This is a genomic window from Aeromonas sp. 102P (assembly GCF_051920345.1).
GTDB classification, from domain to species: domain Bacteria; phylum Pseudomonadota; class Gammaproteobacteria; order Enterobacterales; family Aeromonadaceae; genus Aeromonas; species Aeromonas veronii.
In genome coordinates, this window is sequence record NZ_JBQBCZ010000001.1 from 867,463 (window position 1) to 889,255 (window position 21,793).

The 21,793-nt window shown below is 60.9% G+C and carries 24 protein-coding genes and 1 pseudogene; 18 read left to right on the plus strand and 7 right to left on the minus strand.

The annotated features are described in order from the left end of the window. Nucleotides 1–44 precede the first annotated feature (44 nt). Entirely contained in the window at nucleotides 45–1,373 is a 1,329-nt protein-coding gene (locus tag ACTG1K_RS04150; protein WP_047440367.1) for a CoA-disulfide reductase, read from the plus strand. 147 nt (nucleotides 1,374–1,520) lie between these two features. On the opposite strand, the gene ACTG1K_RS04155 is transcribed toward ACTG1K_RS04150, so the two are convergent. After that, nucleotides 1,521–2,276 carry an outer membrane protein assembly factor BamD gene (locus ACTG1K_RS04155; RefSeq protein ID WP_101530913.1) on the minus strand — a complete coding sequence of 252 codons (756 nt, stop codon included), beginning with the start codon at nucleotides 2,274–2,276 and terminating at the stop codon, nucleotides 1,521–1,523. Between the two features lie 117 nt (nucleotides 2,277–2,393). On the opposite strand from ACTG1K_RS04155, the gene rluD reads away from it, so the two are divergent. From rluD to clpB, 3 genes are all read left to right on the plus strand, one after another. After that, nucleotides 2,394–3,374, plus strand: coding sequence for a 23S rRNA pseudouridine(1911/1915/1917) synthase RluD (rluD, locus tag ACTG1K_RS04160; RefSeq protein WP_005339771.1), 981 nt, complete (start codon nucleotides 2,394–2,396; stop codon nucleotides 3,372–3,374). 113 nt (nucleotides 3,375–3,487) lie between these two features. After that, complete coding sequence (gene pgeF / locus ACTG1K_RS04165; protein WP_159158014.1) at nucleotides 3,488–4,225, plus strand: peptidoglycan editing factor PgeF; 738 nt, start codon at nucleotides 3,488–3,490, stop codon at nucleotides 4,223–4,225. Nucleotides 4,226–4,427: 202 nt separating this feature from the next. Next, nucleotides 4,428–7,001: an ATP-dependent chaperone ClpB gene (clpB, locus tag ACTG1K_RS04170; RefSeq protein ID WP_123173968.1), complete on the plus strand. Its 2,574-nt coding sequence runs from the start codon at nucleotides 4,428–4,430 to the stop codon at nucleotides 6,999–7,001. Between the two features lie 294 nt (nucleotides 7,002–7,295). Here clpB and asnA read toward each other — a convergent pair whose 3' ends face one another. After that, nucleotides 7,296–8,288, minus strand: coding sequence for an aspartate--ammonia ligase (asnA, locus tag ACTG1K_RS04175; RefSeq protein ID WP_440004851.1), 993 nt, complete (start codon nucleotides 8,286–8,288; stop codon nucleotides 7,296–7,298). Between the two features lie 154 nt (nucleotides 8,289–8,442). Between asnA and asnC the strand changes: the two genes are divergently transcribed. Further along, nucleotides 8,443–8,904, plus strand: coding sequence for a transcriptional regulator AsnC (gene asnC / locus ACTG1K_RS04180; protein WP_005339783.1), 462 nt, complete (start codon nucleotides 8,443–8,445; stop codon nucleotides 8,902–8,904). A gap of 8 nt (nucleotides 8,905–8,912) precedes the next feature. On the opposite strand, the gene ACTG1K_RS04185 is transcribed toward asnC, so the two are convergent. Continuing rightward, on the minus strand, nucleotides 8,913–9,677 hold the full coding sequence (locus tag ACTG1K_RS04185; RefSeq protein ID WP_440004852.1) for a substrate-binding periplasmic protein: 765 nt from the start codon (nucleotides 9,675–9,677) through the stop codon (nucleotides 8,913–8,915). Between the two features lie 87 nt (nucleotides 9,678–9,764). On the opposite strand from ACTG1K_RS04185, the gene ACTG1K_RS04190 reads away from it, so the two are divergent. Further along, entirely contained in the window at nucleotides 9,765–10,301 is a 537-nt protein-coding gene (locus ACTG1K_RS04190; RefSeq protein ID WP_213388076.1) for a DUF2301 domain-containing membrane protein, read from the plus strand. Here the strand turns inward: ACTG1K_RS04190 and ACTG1K_RS04195 are convergent. Next, the gene (locus ACTG1K_RS04195) at nucleotides 10,298–10,702 is read right to left on the minus strand and encodes a CBS domain-containing protein (RefSeq protein WP_005356342.1); all 405 of its coding nucleotides are present in this window, start codon (nucleotides 10,700–10,702) and stop codon (nucleotides 10,298–10,300) included. The two genes, ACTG1K_RS04190 and ACTG1K_RS04195, sit on opposite strands and share 4 nt — an antisense overlap. A 162-nt stretch (nucleotides 10,703–10,864) precedes the next feature. Here ACTG1K_RS04195 and ACTG1K_RS04200 point away from each other — a divergent pair, with 162 nt between their 5' ends. Beyond that, entirely contained in the window at nucleotides 10,865–11,569 is a 705-nt protein-coding gene (locus tag ACTG1K_RS04200; protein ID WP_421231100.1) for an SDR family oxidoreductase, read from the plus strand. On the opposite strand, the gene ACTG1K_RS04205 is transcribed toward ACTG1K_RS04200, so the two are convergent. After that, the gene (locus ACTG1K_RS04205; protein WP_440004853.1) at nucleotides 11,495–12,070 is read right to left on the minus strand and encodes a 2-amino-4-hydroxy-6-hydroxymethyldihydropteridine diphosphokinase; all 576 of its coding nucleotides are present in this window, start codon (nucleotides 12,068–12,070) and stop codon (nucleotides 11,495–11,497) included. The two genes, ACTG1K_RS04200 and ACTG1K_RS04205, sit on opposite strands and share 75 nt — an antisense overlap. Nucleotides 12,071–12,194: 124 nt before the next feature. On the opposite strand from ACTG1K_RS04205, the gene cydH reads away from it, so the two are divergent. The 6 genes and pseudogenes from cydH (at nucleotide 12,195) to ACTG1K_RS04235 (ending at nucleotide 16,623) form a co-directional block, all read left to right on the plus strand. Next, a complete protein-coding gene (cydH, locus tag ACTG1K_RS04210; RefSeq protein ID WP_216952243.1) occupies nucleotides 12,195–12,287 on the plus strand; it encodes a cytochrome bd-I oxidase subunit CydH in 93 nt (30 codons plus the stop codon). Nucleotides 12,288–12,387: 100 nt separating this feature from the next. Further along, nucleotides 12,388–12,606 carry a hypothetical protein gene (locus ACTG1K_RS04215; protein ID WP_440006845.1) on the plus strand — a complete coding sequence of 73 codons (219 nt, stop codon included), beginning with the start codon at nucleotides 12,388–12,390 and terminating at the stop codon, nucleotides 12,604–12,606. Further along, nucleotides 12,603–13,550, plus strand: a complete 948-nt coding sequence (locus ACTG1K_RS04220) for an IS481 family transposase (protein ID WP_440004854.1) — start codon at nucleotides 12,603–12,605, stop codon at nucleotides 13,548–13,550. Before ACTG1K_RS04215 ends, ACTG1K_RS04220 begins: the two co-directional genes overlap by 4 nt. Beyond that, a pseudogene (locus ACTG1K_RS04225) lies at nucleotides 13,546–14,822 on the plus strand (sensor histidine kinase); the annotation flags it as partial. The gene ACTG1K_RS04220 and the pseudogene ACTG1K_RS04225, both read left to right, overlap by 5 nt. Then, on the plus strand, nucleotides 14,819–15,346 hold the full coding sequence (locus tag ACTG1K_RS04230; protein WP_440004855.1) for a hypothetical protein: 528 nt from the start codon (nucleotides 14,819–14,821) through the stop codon (nucleotides 15,344–15,346). The pseudogene ACTG1K_RS04225 and the gene ACTG1K_RS04230, both read left to right, overlap by 4 nt. Further along, nucleotides 15,343–16,623: a sigma 54-interacting transcriptional regulator gene (locus ACTG1K_RS04235; RefSeq protein WP_005339807.1), complete on the plus strand. Its 1,281-nt coding sequence runs from the start codon at nucleotides 15,343–15,345 to the stop codon at nucleotides 16,621–16,623. Before ACTG1K_RS04230 ends, ACTG1K_RS04235 begins: the two co-directional genes overlap by 4 nt. Before the next feature lies 1 nt (nucleotide 16,624). Here the strand turns inward: ACTG1K_RS04235 and ACTG1K_RS04240 are convergent, their stop codons facing one another. Next, on the minus strand, nucleotides 16,625–17,107 hold the full coding sequence (locus tag ACTG1K_RS04240) for a DUF1097 domain-containing protein (protein ID WP_005339809.1): 483 nt from the start codon (nucleotides 17,105–17,107) through the stop codon (nucleotides 16,625–16,627). A gap of 369 nt (nucleotides 17,108–17,476) precedes the next feature. On the opposite strand from ACTG1K_RS04240, the gene msrP reads away from it, so the two are divergent. Both msrP and msrQ read left to right on the plus strand, forming a co-directional pair. Further along, complete coding sequence (gene msrP, locus ACTG1K_RS04245; RefSeq protein WP_440004856.1) at nucleotides 17,477–18,478, plus strand: protein-methionine-sulfoxide reductase catalytic subunit MsrP; 1,002 nt, start codon at nucleotides 17,477–17,479, stop codon at nucleotides 18,476–18,478. Beyond that, nucleotides 18,469–19,095 carry a protein-methionine-sulfoxide reductase heme-binding subunit MsrQ gene (gene msrQ, locus ACTG1K_RS04250; protein ID WP_440004857.1) on the plus strand — a complete coding sequence of 209 codons (627 nt, stop codon included), beginning with the start codon at nucleotides 18,469–18,471 and terminating at the stop codon, nucleotides 19,093–19,095. The genes msrP and msrQ overlap by 10 nt, the downstream gene beginning before the upstream one ends. On the opposite strand, the gene ACTG1K_RS04255 is transcribed toward msrQ, so the two are convergent. Further along, on the minus strand, nucleotides 19,092–19,340 hold the full coding sequence (locus tag ACTG1K_RS04255) for a PepSY domain-containing protein (protein WP_128834747.1): 249 nt from the start codon (nucleotides 19,338–19,340) through the stop codon (nucleotides 19,092–19,094). The two genes, msrQ and ACTG1K_RS04255, sit on opposite strands and share 4 nt — an antisense overlap. Before the next feature lie 63 nt (nucleotides 19,341–19,403). Between ACTG1K_RS04255 and ACTG1K_RS04260 the strand changes: the two genes are divergently transcribed. The 3 genes from ACTG1K_RS04260 to ACTG1K_RS04270 are packed head-to-tail and all read left to right on the plus strand — an operon-like array spanning nucleotide 19,404 to nucleotide 21,766. Next, complete coding sequence (locus tag ACTG1K_RS04260) at nucleotides 19,404–19,742, plus strand: PepSY domain-containing protein (protein ID WP_005339825.1); 339 nt, start codon at nucleotides 19,404–19,406, stop codon at nucleotides 19,740–19,742. Between the two features lie 21 nt (nucleotides 19,743–19,763). Further along, a complete protein-coding gene (locus tag ACTG1K_RS04265) occupies nucleotides 19,764–20,420 on the plus strand; it encodes a response regulator transcription factor (protein WP_005339826.1) in 657 nt (218 codons plus the stop codon). Beyond that, a complete protein-coding gene (locus tag ACTG1K_RS04270; RefSeq protein WP_005339828.1) occupies nucleotides 20,417–21,766 on the plus strand; it encodes a sensor histidine kinase in 1,350 nt (449 codons plus the stop codon). The genes ACTG1K_RS04265 and ACTG1K_RS04270 overlap by 4 nt, the downstream gene beginning before the upstream one ends. The last annotated feature ends 27 nt before the right edge of the window (nucleotides 21,767–21,793 follow it).

Consider the following 21,793-nt stretch of genomic DNA (forward strand, 5'->3'; position numbering starts at 1 on the left):
CGCAGGGAGGGCATGCCCTCCCTGCGCCATTGAGAGGAAAAACAATGAGAATTCTGATCATCGGTGGCGAAGCCGCCGGTATGAGCGCGGCGGCCAAGGCGCGCCGTCTGGCCAAAGATGCCGACATCGTGGTGTATGAGGCGTCCGAGGTGATCTCTTTCGGTGCCTGCGGCCTGCCTTACTTCGTCGGCGACGAGTTTCAGGAGCCTGGCTACATGGCCGAGTTCACCCCCGAGCAGTTCGCCGCCAAGGGGATCGAGGTCAAGATTGGCCATCAGGTGCTGAGCGTCGACGCGGCGGCCCAGACTCTGGTAGTGGAGCACAACGGCGACACCTTCACCGATCGCTACGATCGGCTGATGATCGCCACCGGCGCCCGCGAAGTGATGCCCCCCATCCCCGGTCTGCAGCAGCAAGGGGTATTCGGTCTGCGCCGGATGGCCGACGGGCTGGCGCTGAAGGCGGCGGTGCAAGACAAGCACAATCGCCGCGCCGTGGTGATTGGCTCCGGCTTTATCGGGCTGGAGGTGGTCGAGGCGCTGGTCCATCAGGGCAAAGAGGTGCGTCTCATCGAGCTGGCGGCTCGGGTCATCCCCGACGCGTTTGATGGCGAGATCACCCAGCACATCGAAACCGAACTGCGCGAGCAGGGGGTCTCTCTTCATCTGGGTGAGCGAGTTGAAGCACTGCTGGGGGATGGCCGGGTGACCGGTGTACGAACCAGCCAGGGCGAGTACGAGGCCGATATCGTGGTGGTCTGCACCGGGGTCAAGCCCAACACCGAGTTTCTGGCCGACACCGGCATCGAGCGGCTCGGCAACGGTGCCATCAAGGTGGATCGTCAGGGGCGCAGCTCGCTGGCCAACGTCTGGTCAGCCGGTGACTGTGCCAGCGTCTGGCACAGCGTGAAGCAGCAGCAGGTCTATGTGCCGCTCGCCACCATCGCCAACAAGCTGGGGCGCATGGTGGGTGAGAACCTGGCGGGGGCCGAGCAGGAGTTCCCGGGTACCCTCGGTTCTGCGGCGCTCAAGGTGCTGGGGCTGGAAGCGGGCCGTACCGGCCTCTCCGAGCAGGAAGCCAAGGCGATGGGGATCGACTATCGCACCGTGGTGATCAAGGACAAGTGCCATACCAACTACTGCCCGGGCCAGTCCGACATTCACGTCAAGCTGGTCTATGAGGCGGGCAGCAAGCGGCTGCTGGGTGGCCAGATCCTCGGTCGCAAGGGGGCGGTACACCGCATCGACGCGCTGGCGGTGGCCATCACCATGGGAGTGACCACCGAGCAGCTCGGCATGCTGGACTTTGCCTATGCGCCGCCCTTCTCCCGCACCTGGGATGCCCTGAACGTGGCGGGTAATGTCGCGAAGTAACGCCCTGCTATGACGGTGCAGGGAGGGCGCCGTCACGCTGAACTAGATCTACAGAGCTATCTGCGGGTAACAGTTGAGGGTAAATTGCAGCGATAAAAAAACCGATGCCAAGGCATCGGTTTTTTGTTACCGGTTTATCCGTATCACTCAGCCACGGCCGAGGCGGTTCTCCGGGTAGTTCTTGGCCAGCACTTCGCGGGCATGCTTGGCCAGCTGCGGCATCTTCAGAGAGTCGTAAGACTCGACCATGATCTCCAATGCCTTCTCGGTTTCGGCTGTGTCGGGGTAGGTTTCGACAATCAGCTTGGCCCGGTTGGCGGCCGCGACCAGTGCATCACGCTTCACGTAATACTCGGCCACGCTCAGGTCATATCGGGCCAGACGATTCTTTAGGCCAATCATGCGAGCGCGGGCATCGGCGGCATAGACGCTGTTGGGGTAGTTCTGCAACAGGGTCTTGAAGTCCTGGAATGCCTGACGGGCATAAGCAGGGTCTTTGTCGTCCCGATCGATACCGAACAGGCTCTGGAAGAAATTGTAATCCGCCGCCATGTTGGTCAGGCCGCGCATATAGAAGACGTAATCGATATTTTTATGCGCCGGATTGAGGCGGATAAAACGGTCGATATTGGCGATCGCCTGAGCGGTATCATCCTGCTTGTAGTAGGCATAGATGAGGTCAAGCTGCACCTGGTTGGAGTAGGCACCGAACGGGTAGCGAGAGTCCAAAGCCTCCAGCAATTCAGTGGCTTGCACGTAATTGCCAACGTCCAGTTTGAGGCGTGCTTTCTGGTACAGGGTCTCCGGCGGTTCGTCGGGTACCTTGGGTTTGGTGCTGGAACAGCCTGTGATCAAGGTAGCGACCAAGGCGAGCGACATCAGCAGGTGAGACTTCTTTCCCATCAACAACATCCGGTCCATTTCCACGAAATTGGCAAAGTATCCGTTATGCTTGGCTAAAAGAAAAGCTAGAATACCCGGATTATTTCGAATTGATACCCCCCGCTCAAGAGACCATACATGAGCCAGCATATTGAACTGACAGGCGAATTCCAGGATCACCAATTCGGGCAGCGACTCGACCAGGCCCTGGCCGAATTGTTTCCAGACTACTCCCGCACCCGCATCAAGGAGTGGATTTTACAGGACAGAGTGACCCTGGACGGTCAGGTTGCCAACACCCCGCGCGAGAAGATTCTGGCCGGGCAGCAGGTGCATGTGAATGTCGAGCTGGAAGATGATACTCGCTGGGATGCCCAGGATATCGAGCTCAACATCGTTTATGAAGATGAACACATTCTGGTGATCGACAAACCGGCCGGTCTGGTGGTTCACCCGGGCGCAGGTACGCCGGATGGCACCATCCTCAACGCCCTGCTGCACCGCTACCCCGGCATTGCCGAGGTGCCCCGCGCCGGTATCGTGCACCGTCTGGATAAAGACACCACAGGTTTGATGGTGGTTGCCAAAACCGTACCCGCCCAGACCCATCTGGTGGAAGCGTTGCAGGCGCGCCAGATCACCCGTGAGTACGAAGCGATCGCCATCGGTCACATGACCGCAGGTGGAACCGTCGATGCGCCCATCGGCCGTCACCCGACCCAGCGTACTCATATGGCCGTGGTGCCCAATGGTCGTCCTTCCGTAACTCACTACCGGGTTCACGAGAAGTTCCGTGGCCACACCCGTCTGCGTCTGCGTCTGGAGACCGGCCGTACCCACCAGATCCGTGTCCACATGGCCCACATCAAGCACCCGCTGGTGGGTGATCCCGCTTATGGTGGTCGTCTGCGCCCGCTGCGCAACGCGACCCCCGAGCTGACCCAGGCACTGCGTAACTTCAACCGTCAGGCGCTGCATGCCACCATGCTGCAACTGGCTCACCCCATCACGGGGGAAGTGATGCAGTGGCACTCAGCTACACCGCAAGACATGGTGGAGCTGATGGAAGTGCTGCGCGCGGATACTCTCGCCAATCCGGATGATCTGGTCTGGAACTGATGTGATAGGGCCTGCTGCGTCGGTTTCTGGCGTCATCCGGCCCGAATAGATGCCAAACGGGGTTCCCTTGCAGGAGCCCCGTTTTTATATCGGTGAAATTGAAGGAGTCACAGATGAAATGGATCGAACCTGACTGGCCTGCTCCGGCCAATGTCAGAGCCCTGTCAACTACTCGGGATGGCGGGGTAAGCGAGGGGTTTTTCGCCGGGCTGAATCTGGGCGCCCATGTGGGTGACGAACCGGCGCGAGTCGAGTCTAACCGCGCCCGCTTGCAGCAGGCGGCCGCCATCCCGGGGCCCCTCAACTGGCTCAATCAGGTGCACGGCACCGTGGTTCATCAGGTCAGCAGCCATTATCAGCAAGCACCGGATGCCGATGCCGCCTGCGCCCATGAGGCGGATCAGGCCTGTATCGTGATGACTGCCGACTGTCTGCCGGTGCTGTTCTGCGATCGGGCGGGTACCGTAGTGGCTGCCGCTCACGCGGGCTGGCGTGGCCTGAAAGAGGGCGTATTGGAGACAAGCATCGCCGCCATGGGCTGTGAGCCGGGCGAGATCCTGGCCTGGCTGGGCCCGGCCATCGGCCCCACTGCATTTGAAGTGGGTGGCGAGGTGCGCGAGGCCTTTATGGCTGAGCAGGCTGAAGCGGTCGCGGCGTTCGTCCCTTCGTCCAACGACGGCAAATGGTTGGCGGATATCTACCAGCTGGCGCGGTTGCGCCTTGCCCACGCTGGCGTCACCGCCGTCTATGGTGGTGAATACTGCACCTTCAGCGATAGCGAGCAGTTCTACTCTTATCGTCGCGACGGCCAGACCGGCCGGATGGCCTCCCTCATCTGGTTGGCCCGCTAAGCAATCACCCGCCAAGTAATAGCCCGTCTCTCTCAAGAACAGATCCGTATGAGAGAGGCGGGGATCCTGTTCTTGTCCCGTCTTGCAGAAAAAATAACCAGTCCATGCCCTTGAAATAGCCCGTACGGGCCTCATCTTTCATCTCAGAAAGTTATGTTGTTTGCCGCGCAAGCGGCGTCTGTCTGTTTGAAGGGGGAGTGCAATGCGCCTCGATCGCCTTACCAGCAAATTCCAGATTGCTATTTCCGATGCCCAGTCTCTTGCGCTGGGTCGTGACCACCAATTCATCGAACCCGTTCACCTGATGACCGCACTGGTCAATCAGGATGGCGGCTCTATCCGTCCGTTGCTCACCCTGACCGGGATGGATATCAATGCCCTGCGCTCCCGCCTTGGCGAGGAGCTGGATCGCCTGCCGCGCGTCAGCGGTGTGGAAGGGGATGTGCAGCTCTCCAACGGCCTCGGCCGCCTGCTCAACGTCTGCGACAAACTGGCCCAGCAGCGCAAGGATCAGTTCATCTCCTCCGAACTGTTCGTGCTGGCTGCCCTCGATGACAAGGGAACGCTGGGTGAGCTGCTGCGCGCCCAGGGGCTGACCAAGGAGAAACTCGAAGCGGCCATCGACAAGGTGCGTGGCGGCAAGAAGGTGGAGGATGCCAACGCCGAGGAGAACCGTCAGGCGCTGGAGAAGTACACCATCGATCTGACCGAGCGGGCCGAAATCGGCAAGCTCGACCCGGTGATCGGCCGTGATGACGAGATCCGCCGCACCATTCAGGTGCTGCAACGCCGTACCAAGAACAACCCCGTGCTGATCGGTGCCCCCGGTGTCGGTAAAACCGCCATCGTCGAGGGACTGGCCCAGCGCATCATCAACGGTGAAGTGCCGGAAGGGCTCAAGAACAAGCGGGTGCTGTCGCTGGACATGGGGGCGCTGGTGGCCGGTGCCAAGTATCGCGGCGAGTTTGAAGAGCGGCTCAAGGCCGTACTGACCGATCTCGCCAAGGAGGAAGGCAACGTCATCCTCTTTATCGACGAGCTGCACACCATGGTCGGCGCCGGCAAGGGCGAAGGGGCCATGGACGCGGGCAACATGCTGAAACCTGCGCTGGCCCGTGGCGACCTGCACTGCGTCGGCGCCACCACCCTGGATGAGTACCGTCAGTACATCGAGAAAGATGCCGCGCTGGAGCGTCGTTTCCAGAAGGTGCTGGTGGAAGAGCCGAGCGTGGAGGACACCATCGCCATTCTGCGCGGCCTGAAAGAGCGTTACGAGCTGCACCACCATGTGCAGATCACCGACCCCGCCATCGTGGCGGCGGCCCAGCTGTCACACCGCTATATCGCGGATCGCCAGCTGCCGGACAAGGCTATCGACCTGATTGACGAGGCGGCAGCCAGCATCCGGCTGCAGATCGATTCCAAGCCGGAGGCGCTCGATCGTCTCGAGCGGCGCATCATCCAGCTCAAGCTGGAGCAGCAGGCGCTGATGAAGGAGGACGACGACGCCAGCCGCAAACGGCTGGAGCTGATCAATCAGGAGATTGGCGAAAAAGATCGGGAATACAACGAGCTGGACGAGGTGTGGAAGGCCGAGAAGGCCGCTCTTGCCGGCACCCAGCATATCAAGGCAGCGCTGGAGCAGGCCCGTCAGGATCTCGACGTGGCGCGCCGCGCAGGCGACCTGGGCCGGATGTCCGAGCTGCAGTACGGCCGCATTCCGGAGCTGGAGAAACAGCTGGATCTCGCCACTCAAGCCGAGATGCAGGAGACCAGCCTGCTGCGCAACCGGGTCACCGATGTGGAGATCGCAGACGTCTTGGCCCGCTGGACCGGGATTCCGGTCGCCCGCATGCTGGAAGGTGAACGCGACAAGCTGCTGCGGATGGAAGATCAGCTGCACAGCCGGGTGATTGGCCAGGAGGAGGCGGTTGATGCGGTCTCCAACGCCATTCGTCGCTCCCGTGCCGGTCTCTCCGATCCGAATCGCCCCATCGGCTCCTTCCTGTTCCTGGGGCCCACTGGAGTGGGCAAGACCGAGCTGTGCAAGGCGCTGGCCGAGTTCCTGTTCGATACCCAGGATGCCATGGTGCGGATCGATATGTCCGAGTTCATGGAGAAACACAGCGTGGCCCGTCTGGTGGGGGCGCCTCCCGGATATGTGGGTTATGAAGAGGGCGGTTATCTGACCGAGGCGGTACGCCGTCGTCCCTACTCGGTGATCCTGCTGGACGAGGTGGAGAAGGCACATCCCGATGTCTTCAACATCCTGTTGCAGGTGCTGGACGATGGCCGCCTGACAGATGGTCAGGGTCGGACCGTCGATTTCCGCAACTCGGTGGTGATCATGACCTCCAACCTCGGGTCGGATCTGATTCAGGAGCACCACTCCGAGAAGGATTACGACGAGATGAAGGCCATGCTGATGGATGTGCTGACCCGCAGTTTCCGGCCGGAATTTATCAACCGGATCGACGAGACCGTGGTGTTCCATCCCCTCGGCGAGGATCACATCAAGTCCATCGCCCGCATCCAGCTCAAGAGCCTGATGGGGCGACTGGAGGCGCAGGGCTACGAGGTGGAGGTGAGCGAAGCGCTGCTCGAGAAGCTGGTGCATGCCGGGTTCGACCCCGTCTATGGGGCGCGTCCCCTCAAGCGGGCGATCCAGCAGAAGGTGGAGAACCCGCTGGCGCAGGCGCTGCTCTCCGGCCGCATCGTCCCCGGCAAGAAACTGCTGCTGGGAGCCGACAGCAACGGCCTCACCATGACCCAGTAACCAGTCTCGTATCTATGTTTGCAACGCCAGCCCTCGGGCTGGCGTTGCCATATCTGGGCGATGGAAAATAAAAAAAACGGCAATCCGAAGATTGCCGGGAGGAATGTAGTGAAGCGACCTGACGTGGGTTGAGCGGGTCGCAGGGGCAAGCCCCGGTTTCGCCGTGGGTCATCAGGGATGACCACGCGACTTACAGCATGTCCGGACTGCGCTCGTTCAGTCCGCACCGCCACACACCTTCAGGGCTGACCCGCGTGCCACTGCGCACAGGCCAGACCGATGAAATCAACGCGTTTACAGCATGCCCGGGATGGCGGCCTTCATCTCGGCTGGCCAGACACCAACCTGCACCTGACCGATATGCTCTTTTTGCAGCAACAGCATGGCCAGACGAGATTGGCCGATGCCGCCGCCGATGGTCTGCGGCATCCGTGCGGCCAGCAGCTCCTGATGCCAGTCGTACTGCAGGCGCTCCTCGTCACCTGTGATGGCGAGCTGGCGGCTCAGCGCCTCGGCATCGACCCGGATCCCCATGGAGGAGATTTCGAAGCTGTCCTGCAGTACCGGGTTCCACACCAGAATGTCACCGTTCAGACCGGCCAGACCCAGCTCGCTGTGGCTGCTCCAGTCGTCGTAATCCGGGGCGCGGACATCGTGGCGCTCGCCGTGGGAGAGGGCACCGCCGATGCCGATCAGGAATACGGCACCCAGCTCTTTGGCGATGGCGCGCTCGCGCCCCTTGGCATCGAGATCCGGGTAGCGGGCCAGCAGCTCTTCGCTGTGCAGGAACTGGATCTCTGCCGGCAGGAAGGGGGTCAGCTCATGCTCGGCACAGACCGCGCGCTCGGTGGCCTTGATGGCGGCCCAGATACCGCGCACGGTTTCCTGCAGATAGGCGAGATCGCGGCGCTCGCTCGGCATCACCTTCTCCCAGTCCCACTGATCCACGTAGACGGAGTGGATGGGGGTGAGCTTGTCTTCATCCGGACGCAGCGCCTTCATGTGGGTGTAGATCCCTTCGCCCGGGCCGAAGCCGAAGCGACCCAGGGTCTGGCGCTTCCATTTGGCCAGTGAATGGACCACTTCGTAGCTGTGCTCCGGCAGGGTCTTCACTTTGACCTGCACTGCATTCTCGTGGCCAGAGAGGTTGTCCTGAGTACCATCACCGACCCGGCTCAGAATGGGGGCTTGCACCTCCATCAGACCCAGTTGCTGGGCGAGTTGGCGGGAGAACATCTCTTTGACGAAGCTGATCTGCTGTTGGCTGCGAATGTAGTGCTGTTTCATGCTGAATTCCTGTTTCAAACCCCGTTGGATGTGGTGATTCTTCAACGGAATGCCAACTAAATTCAATATTCGATAATAGAAATAGGCTTTATGTATTTTTTTCTTCAAAATAAGCCGCTTTTTAATGAGGTATCGTCAACGGGAGTGCAAAAAAATGCCGGAAAATTACCGGATCGATAATCTCGATCAGGCCATCCTCACCGCTCTGATGGAGAATGCGCGGATCCCTTACGCCGAACTTGCGAAACAACTGGCGGTCAGCCCGGGCACCATCCATGTGCGGGTGGAGAAGATGAAACAGGCGGGGATCATCGAGGGGACACGGGTGCAGGTTAACCCCAAGAAGTTGGGTTACGACGTCTGCTGCTTTATCGGGATCAATCTGAAGAGTGCCAAGGATTACCCCTCGGCGCTGGCCAAGCTGCAGGCGCTGGACGAAGTGGTGGAGGCCTACTACACCACCGGCCACTACAGCATCTTCATGAAGGTGATGACCCGCTCCATAGACGAGCTGCAGATAGTGCTGATCAACAAGATCCAGACCATCGACGAGATCCAGTCCACTGAAACCCTGATTTCGCTGCAGAATCCGATCCTGCGGGATGTGAAACCCTGACCCCTTGATCAGGGTTCGATATAGGGGATGGCGTACTTGTCGTAGAGGGCCTTGAGGCTACCGTTGCGTTTCATGCGCAGCAGTTCGGCATCGTAGGCCGCCATCAGGGCGGGGGTCTGTGCATCCGCCCGTGCGCGGGCCCAGGTGTTGAAGTAGGGGCTGCTCTTGAGCGGTTTGGGCAGGTAATCGACCTTGCCCGTCAGCCCCTCCTCCTTGGTCTGGGTGAAGGCGGTGACCAGCGGCATGGGCACGGTATCGATCCGTCCGGCCAGCAGTTTGCGCAGTTGCAGCTGGTTCATGGTGATCTCCTGGAACTGATAGGCCGGGTCGGTCATGGCCGCTGCCAGTTCAGGGGTGTAGGAGAAATCCTTGGTCACGCCGATGCGCCAGGGTTTGAGATCAGCCAGCGTTTCGTAGCGGATCTTCATCAGGTCCGCCTTGCGCACGAAGAAGTGCCAGCTGTGGCGAAGATGGGCCTGTTGGGGATAGATGAGATAACTTTCCCGCTCCGCCTTGTAGGAGTGGGTCATCACCAGGTCGCAGGCGCCGGTTTCGGCATTGCGGGTGAGGCGGGCGCCGGAGTCGGCCAGCTCGATCCTAAAAGGCGTCTCCAGCTTGTCGAAGATGGCGGTGACGATGTCGATATCGAGCCCACGGGGTTTCTGATCGACATCGAGAAACTTGAGCGGGGGCTCCATGGTGCCACAGATCACCAGCTCTTTGGCGGGCAATCCGAGTGGAAACAGCAACCAAAACAGGGGGATCACACGCAAACTACGTCTCCTGAGCCCGTTTGAAGATATTCCAAGACCTGATTCCAGTATATTGGATGGCACCTGATCCGTTAGAAGCGACTGTTTATGGCAAATCCTGAAATCGAGAGCCCGCTGGACGGGATCGACAAGTTGACCGTCTCGCTCTACCGCCTTGGCTTGAGTGCGGCAGCCTTGTTGCTGCTTTGCCGCGGTGCGGCGCTGCTGAGCGGGATGGCACTGCTCCCGTCGGCACAATGGTTGATGTCGCTGGCAGTGGCAAGCGCAATCTGCGGCTTCTCGCTGCATATCTACGACAAGCGGATTCGCCTGATTCTACAGGGATTTGGGTGGGGCGCACTGGCCCTGGCAGCGGTGGGGGCGCCGGATGCGCTGGTGCTGGGAGCGGCCTTGGCGACCCTCTCCGGGCTGGCGTTCAAGGAGCAGTTTTGCTTCTCGATTCCCGGCATCAAGCTGGTGCCCATTTTGCTGCCGGCGTTATGGCTGCTGGAGTGGTTGCGGGTGGAGTGGGCCGCCGCACTGGTGGCGCTGGTATGCGGGGCCCTGTTGACCTTGCTGGCGCTGGCCAAGTGGCGGATGCCCCTGCACTTCGATATCGGTGACAAGGGGCGTTACCAGATCTAGGTCTGCTGGCACACCTTCATCTGCTGGTTGAGGGCCTGCATCACCTGACGGCGGCTGATGATGCCGATCACCTTGCCCTGTTGCAGCACCGGGTAGATCTTGGGCTTGGCATCGGCCATCTGGCGAGCCAGATCCAGAATGCTCTCATCCGGCCCGACCGAGAGGGGCGAGCGGTTCATCAGATCCTCCACCCTGGTGCGGGTATCGCAGTGGTAGCTGCCGGTGAGCAGGCTGGGAATGCAGTCTTGTTCGGAAAGAAAGCCGATAAGCCGTTTTTGCTCATCCAGCACCGGCAGGCCGCCAAGACCCGATTGATGCAGGCGATCCAGCGCCTCGGCCAGGCCGAGTCCGGCAGTGAGGGAGTGGGTCAGGCGACCCATGTGGTGGTGTACTTTCAGCATGGTGGTGACTCCGCAAGAGGGGGATGCCGCCACTATGACGCGGGTGGGTGGCCCGCGACCAATGGCTTGTGCCGCAGAGATTGATAGGCACCGGCCATCGGCGGTGATCCGCTGGCAGGCGGGCTTCGTTCATGCAAGACCATGAAAGGGAAAGGAGATCATATGCGTGCATTGGTAACGGGCTGCGGCCGTCGACTCGGATTTTATCTCTGTGAACAGCTGGTGGCAGCGGGTTGGCAGGTGACGGGCAGCTATCGCAGCGAGCGGCCGGAGCTGGCCACGCTGGCTGCATTGGGGGTCGAACTGGTGCAGGCGGATTTTGGCCGGGAAGAGGACGTTGGCAAGCTGATCGATGTGCTGGCTGCCCATCAGGATCTGGCGCTGGTGATCCACAACGCCTCTGCTTTCGAACCTCAGGCAACTGATCCGGCGGCGCAACTGGCCCAGTTCGAGCAGTTCTACCGGGTACACATGGCGGCCCCCTTCCAGCTTAACCGGGCGCTGGCCCCTCAGCTTGCCAGCAACCCCAACGCCAGCATCATTCACATCACCGATATCTATATCCATGCCCCGGCCCCCCGTTTTGCCAGCTATGTGGCCACCAAGGCGGGAGCCCATTCGCTGGCCATGAGCTTTGCCCGCGAGCTGGCGCCCACGGTTCGGGTCAACACCATAGAGCCAGGGCCGATCCTGTTTCTCGATGAACATGACGAGAGCTGGCGCCAGCAGGTGTTGGCGAAAACGCCGCTGGCGCGGGAGGGTGGACTTGAGCCCATCTGGCAGGCGGTGCAGCTACTGGTGGGGAACAGTTATATGACGGGTGCCAGCATCAAGGTAGATGGCGGGCGTGCTCTGGCCAACCTCTGAGGGGTTGCCGAGCACCAGCGGCCCCAGCCCGACCTGCCGGGTCAGCAAGCCCTTGCCGGGTTTGAGCTTGCCCGACTGGGCGGGGAGCGTCACTTGCAGCACCACCTTGGGGTCATGCACCTCGCCATGGCCGTAGAGCTCTGCCAGCAGCTCCGCCAGATAGGAATCGACCTCTGCCGAGGCAAAGTCACCGCTCCTGTTGCTGGCCAGAATATCGATGTCGAGCGGCCGATCGTGCACCTTGCAGAGCGGATCGCTGCGATCACGGCCGTGAGCCACCTCGAGGGCGACAAAGTGCTGCTTGAGGCGGGCGGCATCGAGCGGGCTCTCCACCACCAGCAGGCAGTTGAGAAAGTCGTGGCTGGAGTGCATTCCCACCGGCTTGGTGCGGATCACCGAACTCAGCCGAAGGGGACCGACGTTCTCAAACAGCTCGGCCAGCGCGCGGCTGACATGGATATGCGGGTCAATATTGGAACCAATGCTACACAGATAGAACATGCTGACCTTCCCGGGGTTGGGCTCATCTGAAATGTATACGCAGCTCACGGTTATCGGATTAACTATGGCTTAACATTGTCTTATCTATTGTGATCCGGCACTGATTGGCAGAAAGGAGGTTTGCATGAGTGTGGAGCTGAAATGGGCGCTGTTGACCGCTTCGGGTGCGCTGGCGCTGATCATGATTATCTGTCTGGCCTCTGTCGCGTTGGCGTGAATCACCACAATCCAGATAATCCAAACCGGCCTGTTGGCCGGTTTTGTTTTTCTGGGCGGTGCAGCTATGCTGGCGCACCGGTGAGAACGCAAGAGAAGAGATGATGACCAAGGTTCGCCCACGCTCCCTGCTGCAGGTGGTATTGATGGGATTCGTGCTGGTATTGATGCCGCTGGGCGGCATGATCTGGCACAACAGCACCTCCCTTGCCCACCTCAGCCAACTCACTAGCTGTGATCTCTCTGTAGGTTGTTCACTCGGGGCATTCCCGGAGAATTGGAGGCACCAACCAAACCAATCATCCGAGGTGCCCGAGTGAACAATCATAAAAATGCCCGATTAACCGTCTTTGGTCGACAGCTTCTTGTCCAGCGTATCCTTGAGCAGGGCCTGCGCGTTGAAGAGGCCGCTCACGCTGCCGGGGTCAGTATCCGCACCGCTTACAAGTGGCTCACTCGATATCGCCAGGAGGGACCTGATGGTTTGTACAATCGCTCTTCTCGACCCGCATCTTGCCCTCATGCCATTGATGACCAGCGCCAGCAGAGGATTATCGAACTGCGCAAGCAGCGACGGACCTATCGGCACATCAGCCAATATCTGGGCATAGGGCACAGTACTGTCGCCCGCATCTTGCAGCGCATGGGACTTCATCGATTGGCCAATCTGGCCCCAGCTGTTCCAGTACAACGCTATGAACATGAGAAACCGGGTGACTTGCTGCATCTGGACATCAAAAAGTTGGGGCGTTTCCACCGTCCCGGCCATCGTATCACCGGCGACCGCAGCAAGGACTCACGCGGCGCAGGGTGGGAGTGTGTTCATGTGGCGATTGATGACCACTCCCGTGTGGCGTTCAGCGCTCTGCATCCTGATGAAACGGGACGCAGTGCCTGCCTGGCGCTGTTACAGGCACTTCGCTACTACGCCGGGCTCGGCATTTGTTTCAGTCGGCTACTCACGGACAATGGAGCCTGTTACCGGTCGAAACGCTTCCAGAAGCTGTGTCGTCGGCTGGGGCTCAAGCATCTGCGCACCAAGCCTTACACACCACAAACCAATGGCAAAGCAGAGCGCTTCATTCAGACCGCCCTGCGTGAGTGGGCTTATGCACGGAGCTATGACTCGTCAGAGCAACGGGCAGAGCACTTGCAACCGTGGTTGCATGAGTACAACTGGCATCGTCCTCATGCCAGTCTGGGCTACCAGCCCCCCATCAGTCGTCTTCAATCTGTGAACAACCTGGTGGGTTTACACAACTAGCGACGAGATGGAGCGGGCGGTCAAGGATACCCGCCGCGCCACCCTACTGACGGCGCAGGCCATCGATATCGAACGCACCTTGCGCCGCTTCGCGGTGCTGGGTGATCGCCGCAGCCTCACCAGCTACCAGCAGCAACTCGACGGGTATCGGGTGTTGCTGGCGGAACACCGCAACTCCATCACCGACGGCCAGCTCTACAGCGGGCTCGATCAGGGGCTGGCCTGGCTCGACAGCCTGCAGGATGCCGCGTTGGCCCGGGCGGCGGTAGCGGGAGACAAGCTCGAGCAGTTCAACGATGCCAACAAGCAGCTTGAAATAGTCACCCGCAGCCGGGTTGACGAACATATGGATCGGGTGCAGCTCACCATCGCCGGACTGACCAGCGAGCTCTGGTGGGTGAGTGGAGCGGTGGCGGCGCTAAGCCTGCTGATGGTCTTTATCTTCACCTACCTCATCATCCACCCGGTACGACAGATTGAGTCGCGCATCTTGAGTCTGGGTGCCGGGGTCGAACCCGATCCCAAGCCGGTTGACGGCCCTGCCGAGCTGGTATTGCTGGGGGAGCGGATCGTCTGGCTGCACGACAAACTCAAGGAGCTGGAGCTGCAGAAATACCAGTTCCTGCGTCATGTTTCCCACGAGCTCAAGACCCCGCTGGCGGTGCTGCGGGAGGGGACGGATCTGCTCTGCGAGCAGCTGGTCGGGCCTTTGACGCCGGATCAGCTGGAGATCTGCCAGATGCTCGATGAGAACAGTCGGCGTTTGCAGACCCTGATCGAGCGGCTGCTCGACTTCAACCGGCTCAGTCAGCAGGAGGCCTTCGAACTGGAGCCCGTCCCCCTGCTGCCGATGTTGTCGGAACTTTCTGCCGAGTACCGGCTGGCATTGGAGTCCAAGCAGATCCGTGTACACTTGCCGACCGTGCCGGTTACCCTGTGGGCGGAGTCCTACCGGCTACGACTGATCCTCGATAACCTCTTCTCCAACGCCGTCAGTTACGGCGCCAGCGGGGGCAATATCTGGATCAGGGCAGGGCAGAATGAACAGATAAGCTGGCTGGAAGTGGCCAACGAGGGGCCCAAGATCCCCGTGGCCGATCAGCAACGCATTTTTGAACCCTTCGAGCAGGGCAGCACAGTGCGGCAAGGTCTCTTGAAAGGCTCGGGCATGGGCCTCTCCATCGCCCGCGAGTCTGCCAACAGCCTGGGGGGGAACTGGTTCTGGTAGAGGATAAACAGGCGGATGTCTGTTTCAGGTTGACGTTGAAATGAGGACTATGAAGATACAACGCGTATTTCCAGCTCTGATGGCAGGGCTGCTCGCGGGTTGCTCCTTGCTGCCGCAACAGGCACAGCGGGAGTCCTCCGATATCGCTTTTGCCAAGCGGATGGAGTTTGCCAACAAGGAGATGCAGGTGCGTCTGCAATACTCCGACTGGCTGCTGGCCAGTCACCCCCAGCAACGGGTGCAGGAGCGTCAGCGTCTGAAAGGGGCCGACGATCTGGAGAGCCGGGGCAGTCTGGCGATGGTGGACTCCCACCCCGCCGAATCGGTGGCCAATCGCACCGCCGGTCTGGCGCGCCTGAAGCAGATGCTGCCCGAACTGGGTCTCGATGCGCAGGCCTTTTTACGCAGCTGGATCGCCCTCGGCGAACAGCTGCTGGCCCGCGACAGCCGTCGCGATGACCAGAGTCAGGAGATCCAGCGGCTGCGCCGCCAGATCGAGCAGCTGACCGCTATCGACGACCAGCTCAACCAGCGCAAGCTGAACGAGAATCGTGAGGTAATACCATGAGCCGGATCCTGTTGGTGGATGACGACGTCAGCCTGCTCAAACTGATGAGCATGCGGCTGCGCAGTCAGGGTTATGAAGTGGATACCGCCGACAGCGCGGAAGGGGCCCTCGACCGGTTGCGTCAGCAACGGGCCGATCTGGTGCTGAGCGATCTGCGGATGGCCGGCATGGACGGTCTGGCGCTGTTCGAGCGGATCCAGGCTCAGTGGCTGGGGTTGCCGGTGATCATCATGACCGCCCATGGCACCATCCCGGACGCCATTCAGGCGACCCGCTCCGGCGTATTCAGCTTCCTGACCAAACCCATCAACAAGGATGAGCTGTTCGCCACCATCGAACATGCGCTGAGTCTGACCCGGCCTAAACAGCAGCAGGAGTGGCAGTCGCTGATCCTGACCCGCAATCCCCAGCTGGAACAGCTGCTGATCCAGGCCCACAGCATTGCGACCATGGAGGTGCCGGTGCTGATCATGGGGCCGTCAGGCTCCGGCAAGGGGGCGATGGCGCAGGCGCTGCATCAGGCCAGCCAGCGGCGCGACAAGCCGCTCCATACCATCAACTGTGCCGCCATTCCGTGGGCGTCACTCGACTTGCAGCTGTTTGGTGAAGATGGCCAGTCCGGTCTGTTCGAGCAGGCCAAGGGGGCGACCCTGTTTCTCGACGAGATTGGCAGCCTGTCGGAATCCCTGCAGGCCAAGCTGCTGCAGGTGATGGAGGAGTATGGTCAGGGCACGCCGGAGGTGAGGGTGCTCAGCTCCAGTCATCAGGATCTGGTCAAGGCGATGGAGGAGGGGCGCTTTCGGGAAGATCTCTTCTATCGTCTCAACGTCGCCAATATCACCTTGCCGTCTCTCAGTGCCCGCAGCGAGGATATCCCCCTGCTGGCCCGACAGGCCCTCGACGATTACCGTAGCCGCCACAGCGACTGCGCCGCCATGGGATTTTCGCCCGAGTCGCTGGCGATGCTGGCTGCCGCTGCCTGGCCCGGCAACGTGCGCCAGCTCTGCAACGTGGTGGAGCAGCTCGCCAGCCTCTGTTGCAGCCCGGTGATCGGGGTCTCCATGGTGGAGTCCGCCCTGAGCGGTGGTGGCGGCGGCATCCCCTCGTTCAACGAGGCGCGGGCCGAATTCGAGAAGGAGTATCTGATCCGTTTGCTGCGCACCACCGAGGGCAACGTGACCCTGGCGGCCAACATGGCGGGCAGAAACCGTACCGATTTCTACAAGTTATTGAATCGGCACGGTATTGAAGCAGCAAACTTCAAATCGAAGGGATAAATCAGGCGGGATCAACCACCGCCGGAGCGGCATCGGCTTTTTGAGTTTTATGGGAGAGCCAGAGGCCGCTCGCCTTCATCAGGTAACCGAACAAGGCGCCAATGATGAGGGAGGGCAGGATCAGCCGCCACTCGCCAGCCGCTCCGAAGGTGGCACAGCAACCGGCAAAGGTGCCGGGAATGTAGCCGAGCCACTGCTGCTTGGCCTGAACGCACATCAGGGTTGCGACCACCCCCGTCATCACATAACCCGCCACGCCCGCTCCCCACAGACTGTCGCCATGGATCAGCAGCAGTGCCCACAGCATGCCGCTGGTGTTGCAGAAGATGGTCTGCAGCAGCGCCTTGTAGCCGCCGCTTGACGCGAAATAGCTGGTGCAGCCGAGAAAGCCGACCCAGGAGATAAGGCCGAACGCGACGGCAATCCAGCCCCAGACGGCGGAGAGAATTCCAGTGGTGATGGCGATGGCGATCAGTGGGCTCATGGGGGCGACTCTTCAGTTGGCTTCGCAGAATGGGCAGCCTACCCCCGGCAATTGGGGCGGCAAGCGGGGGCCGAATGGTGTGTGATCTTCATCACCTTTTTCAACTCAGGAATACGCTTGCGCTCGCGAAAAAAATTCATTGGTGACCGGCCTGACAGTCGGCCATAGTTAGAGGCCCTGTCCTGCTCATGGAGTGAGTCTGATGGCGCCAAATGTGATCGTTCCCCTGCTGGTGTTCGTAGTCCTGTTTCTGGTCGGCACCATGGCCAAGGCACTGCCCCTGCACCACATGATGTAAATTTGTGTGAAATAAAAATCTGCCGGGGCGGGTCTTATCCATACTGCCTCACTCAGCCCCGGGAGTTTTTCATGTTGATCAAGCGTCGTACCGCCCACCCCCTCACCGAACAGGATGTCACCCCGGAAGCCGTCTATCAGGACCGCCGCCTTATTCTCAAAGGGCTGGGTCTGGGCGCCGCCACCCTGGCATTTCCCACTCAGGCCGGAGTGCTCGACCTGCTGCGCGGCAAAGAGGATGCTCCCCAGTTAGCCACCAAACCGCTCAACAGCAAGCCTGCCGATCGCCCGGCCAATCTGGTGCTGACACCGGAAGAGAAGGCCACCAGTTACAACAACTTCTATGAGCTAGGCACCGACAAGTCCGACCCGGCTCGCAACGGCCATTACCTCAAGCCCGAACCCTGGACCCTCAAGGTGGAGGGGGAGGTGGCCAAGCCCTTTACCCTCGATGTGTGGGATCTCATCAACAAGAGCGAGCTGGAGGAGCGGATCTACCGGCTGCGCTGCGTTGAAGCCTGGTCCATGGTACTGCCCTGGAACGGCATCTCGCTGGCGGAGATCATCCGCCGTGCCGAGCCCACCAGTCGCGCCAAGTTTGTTGCCTTCGAAACCCTGTTTGATCCGAAACAGCTGCCGGGGCAGGCCCCCAGTCTGGGGGGCGGTATAGAGTATCCCTACGTTGAGGGGCTGCGTATCGACGAGGCGATGCACCCTCTCTCTTTCCTTGCGATGGGGCTCTATGGCAAGACCCTGCCCGCCCAGAATGGCGCGCCGATCCGCTTGGTGGTGCCGTGGAAGTACGGCTTCAAGAGCATCAAGAGCATCGTCTCGATCCGGCTGGTAGAGGAGATGCCGCCGACCACCTGGAACCTGCTGGCTCCCAACGAATATGGCTTCTACGCCAACGTCAATCCGCAGGTGGATCACCCGCGCTGGAGTCAGGCCAGCGAGCGTTTCATCGGTGAGGGCGGAGTGTTTGGCGCCAAGCGTCAGCCGACCCTGATGTTCAACGGCTATGGTGACGAAGTCGCCTCGCTCTATCAGGGGATGGATCTGCGCCAATGGTACTGAGATTGAAACCGGCCCATATCAGCGGTTTGCGGGCGCTGGTGCATCTGAGCTCCCTCGGCTTCCTGCTTTGGCTGGTTTTTGCCATTCCAGCGGGTCTGCTGGGGGGCGATCCGGTGCCCGAGCTTATCCACTACCTCGGCAAGGGGGCGCTCAACCTGCTGCTGCTCACCCTGCTGGTCTCGCCGCTGGCCAAGCGCTGGCGGCAGGGGCAGCTCATCAAGCTGCGCCGCCCCCTCGGGCTCTGGTGTTTTGCCTGGGCGCTGCTCCACTTCATGGCGTGGCTGGGGTTGGATCTGCAGTTTGACTGGGGCCTGATTGGCGGCGAGCTGGTCAAGCGCAGCTATATCGTGGTGGGGATGGTGGCATTGCTGCTGCTGGCCGCCCTCAGCATCACTTCGCTGCCCGCATTGCAGCGCCGCATGGGCGCAGCATGGCAGAAGCTGCACAACTGGGTCTATGCCATCGCCCTGCTGGTGCCGGTGCACTACTGGTGGTCGCTCAAGAGCGGTTGGGGTGAGCCCCTCATCTACCTGCTGCTGGCCTGCGCCCTGCTCTGGCCGAGACGGGAGAAACTGCTGCGCCCCATGCGGGGACGCTGGAATGCAAAAGAGGCCTAATCGGCCTCTTGTTGTTTGATCTCGCCAGTGTAGGCATCGACGATGAGATGTACCTTCTGATCCCGGCGATTGAGGGTTTTGACCTCGAATTTGTCCCCTTCCAGCTCCACTTCCCGAATGTCGTGATACCCTTGCGCCAGCAGGAGTTTGACCAGCCCGGCCATGTCGAGACGGCTCTGGGCCGCCCAGCTTGTGGCACTCAACAGGCAAAGGATCAGCAGGAAACTGCGCGGGATCATATTCATTCCGGATTCATGGCTGGCAGACTATAAACGCCATTATGTTAGGTTTTTGGAGATGAATCATCCATGAATAGAGCGCTCCCTCTGCTTGGGTTATTGCTGCCGTTGCTGGCACAGGCGGTCACGCCTGATGAAGCCATGCTGCAGCAAGCTGTCCATGAGGGACGGGTTCGGCCCTTCCATGAAATGATGGAGGTGGCGGCCAGATTGCCGGTGCGGGTGTTGCGGGTGGATCTGGGGGAAGAGGATGGTATCTGGCTCTATGAACTGCGAGTCATCGATCGGGAAAACAGCGTGATCAAGGTAGCCTATCGGGCCGACAACCTTGAGCTGGTGTGGGCCAAGGGCCACCATCTGGAGCGGTTGTTCGAACCGCCAAAGCCCCCGGTCGAGGATGATGAATAACCCCTGTGTGGAAGCCTGTTCATGCGAATTCTGATTGTTGAAGACGAAAAAATTCTGGCTGGCCAGCTAGCCGAACAGCTGCGCCTCTCCGGCTTTGTCACCGACCTATGCCACGACGGCAACGAGGCCGGTTTTCTCGGCGAGACCGAACCTTACGATGCCATCATTCTCGACCTCGGTCTGCCGGGGCGCGATGGCTTGAGCGTGCTGAAGGAGTGGCGCAGCAAGGGGATCGATACCCCTGTGCTGGTGCTGACCGCCCGTGGCCAACTGCACGAGAAGATCGAGGGGCTTAACGCCGGTGCCGATGACTACCTGACCAAGCCGTTCCAGGTGGCCGAGCTGGTGGCGCGGGTCCATGCGCTGGTGCGCCGGGCGGCGGGTAACGCCAGCTCCATTCTGGAGATCGGCGGGGTGCGGCTCGACATGGCGGCGTCGCAGGTGTGGTACGAAGGGACTCCCATCAAGCTGACCGCCCACGAGTTCCGTGTGCTGGGTTACCTGATGCAGCATCGGGGCAAGGTGGTGTCGCGCAGCGAGCTGATCGACCACATCTATGCTCAGGATTTTGACCGCGACTCCAATACCGTGGAGGTGTTCATCGGCCGGATCCGCAAGAAAACCAACCCCGATCTGATTGAGACAGTGCGCGGCCTCGGGTACCGGATCAACGAATGAGGCTGGTCAGAACCCTGCGGGGGCGACTGGTCGCCATCGCGCTGGTGTGGTGCGGGCTGTTTCTGTTCGCCACCGGTTTCAGTCTGCAGACCATGATGCGCAACTACTGGCAGGAGGCGGAGGCCGACGGTCTGCGCCTGCAGCTCTATGATCTGCTCTCCCGGCTGGAAGTGGCCAAAACCGGCCTGCCGGTGGTCACCGGCTCCCTCTCCGATCCCCGCTTCAATCAACCCTACTCCGGCTACTATTGGCAGCTGGAATTGGGCCGCGATGTGGTGGGGCGCTCCCGCTCCCTGTGGGATACCAACCTGAAGAGCGATGGCCTCAAGTCGGCGTTTGGCGATCCCGACCTCTTTGTCGGCAAGGGGCCCAACAAGGAGCCGCTGCTGATCATGACCCGTACCGTGCTGCTGCCCGGTTCGGATCGGGTCTTCACTCTGGTGATGGCCAAGGACAGCAGCGCCCTGACCCAGACTCTCAACAAGACCCGCATCAGCCTGTTCCTCGGTCTCGGCTTTGCTGCCGCCGGTCTGGTGCTCGGCTTCATGTTCCAGATCGTCTACGGTTTGCGGCCGCTGCACCTGCTGCGCCGTGAACTGGGGCGGGTTCACGAGGGTCATCAGGAGGGCTTCCGGCTGCGCTATCCGCTGGAGATCCAGCCGCTGGTGGAGGATATCAACCGGCTGCTGCACCACTACGGCGAGCTGCTGCAGCGGGCGCGATCCCACACCGGCAATCTGGCCCACGCCCTCAAGACGCCGCTCAGCATCATGCGCAATCAGGTGGCCCAGTTGCCGCCGGAGGATCAGGCCGCCATCGGCGAGCAGCTCGACCAGATCCAGCGCCATATCGACTATCACCTTGGCAAGGCACGGGTGACCGGTGCCGCCAAGATCCTCGGGGTCTCGACCCCGGTGCGGGCGCGGGTGGAGTACATCTGCCGCGCCTTCTCCCGCCTCTATCCGGGCAAGACGGTGGATCTGCAGGTACCCGCCAATCTGGCGGTCGGGGTGGAGGAGCAGGATTTCGACGAGATGGTGGGCAATTTGCTGGAGAACGCCTTCAAGTGGTCTGCCAGCGAGCTGCGTATCTCCAGCGCCGAGCTGGGGGGCTGGATCACCCTGCGTATCGAGGATGACGGCCCCGGCATGAGCGAGGATCAGATCGCCAAGGCGGTGCTGCGCGGGGTGCGGCTCGACGAGAAGGTGCCGGGTTCCGGTCTCGGTCTCAACATCGTCTCCGATCTGGCGGAAGCCTATCGCGGCAGCTTTATTATGGGCCGCGCCGAACTGGGCGGGCTGGCCGCCTCCCTCTCGTTGCCCAAGGTGGCAAGGGTCGAGAGCTAGGCATAAGATATGGCATTTGTTTTAGCC

Coding starts and splice junctions, on each gene's coding strand:
- ACTG1K_RS04150 (WP_047440367.1), top strand. CDS start 45: ATGAGAATTCTGATCATCGGTGGCGAAGCCGCCGGTATGAGCGCGGCG.
- ACTG1K_RS04155 (WP_101530913.1), bottom strand. CDS start 2,276: ATGGGAAAGAAGTCTCACCTGCTGATGTCGCTCGCCTTGGTCGCTACC.
- rluD (WP_005339771.1), top strand. CDS start 2,394: ATGAGCCAGCATATTGAACTGACAGGCGAATTCCAGGATCACCAATTC.
- pgeF (WP_159158014.1), top strand. CDS start 3,488: ATGAAATGGATCGAACCTGACTGGCCTGCTCCGGCCAATGTCAGAGCC.
- clpB (WP_123173968.1), top strand. CDS start 4,428: ATGCGCCTCGATCGCCTTACCAGCAAATTCCAGATTGCTATTTCCGAT.
- asnA (WP_440004851.1), bottom strand. CDS start 8,288: ATGAAACAGCACTACATTCGCAGCCAACAGCAGATCAGCTTCGTCAAA.
- asnC (WP_005339783.1), top strand. CDS start 8,443: ATGCCGGAAAATTACCGGATCGATAATCTCGATCAGGCCATCCTCACC.
- ACTG1K_RS04190 (WP_213388076.1), top strand. CDS start 9,765: ATGGCAAATCCTGAAATCGAGAGCCCGCTGGACGGGATCGACAAGTTG.
- ACTG1K_RS04195 (WP_005356342.1), bottom strand. CDS start 10,702: ATGCTGAAAGTACACCACCACATGGGTCGCCTGACCCACTCCCTCACT.
- ACTG1K_RS04200 (WP_421231100.1), top strand. CDS start 10,865: ATGCGTGCATTGGTAACGGGCTGCGGCCGTCGACTCGGATTTTATCTC.
- ACTG1K_RS04205 (WP_440004853.1), bottom strand. CDS start 12,070: ATGTTCTATCTGTGTAGCATTGGTTCCAATATTGACCCGCATATCCAT.
- cydH (WP_216952243.1), top strand. CDS start 12,195: ATGAGTGTGGAGCTGAAATGGGCGCTGTTGACCGCTTCGGGTGCGCTG.
- ACTG1K_RS04215 (WP_440006845.1), top strand. CDS start 12,388: ATGATGACCAAGGTTCGCCCACGCTCCCTGCTGCAGGTGGTATTGATG.
- ACTG1K_RS04230 (WP_440004855.1), top strand. CDS start 14,819: ATGAGGACTATGAAGATACAACGCGTATTTCCAGCTCTGATGGCAGGG.
- ACTG1K_RS04235 (WP_005339807.1), top strand. CDS start 15,343: ATGAGCCGGATCCTGTTGGTGGATGACGACGTCAGCCTGCTCAAACTG.
- ACTG1K_RS04240 (WP_005339809.1), bottom strand. CDS start 17,107: ATGAGCCCACTGATCGCCATCGCCATCACCACTGGAATTCTCTCCGCC.
- msrP (WP_440004856.1), top strand. CDS start 17,477: ATGTTGATCAAGCGTCGTACCGCCCACCCCCTCACCGAACAGGATGTC.
- msrQ (WP_440004857.1), top strand. CDS start 18,469: ATGGTACTGAGATTGAAACCGGCCCATATCAGCGGTTTGCGGGCGCTG.
- ACTG1K_RS04255 (WP_128834747.1), bottom strand. CDS start 19,340: ATGAATATGATCCCGCGCAGTTTCCTGCTGATCCTTTGCCTGTTGAGT.
- ACTG1K_RS04260 (WP_005339825.1), top strand. CDS start 19,404: ATGAATAGAGCGCTCCCTCTGCTTGGGTTATTGCTGCCGTTGCTGGCA.
- ACTG1K_RS04265 (WP_005339826.1), top strand. CDS start 19,764: ATGCGAATTCTGATTGTTGAAGACGAAAAAATTCTGGCTGGCCAGCTA.
- ACTG1K_RS04270 (WP_005339828.1), top strand. CDS start 20,417: ATGAGGCTGGTCAGAACCCTGCGGGGGCGACTGGTCGCCATCGCGCTG.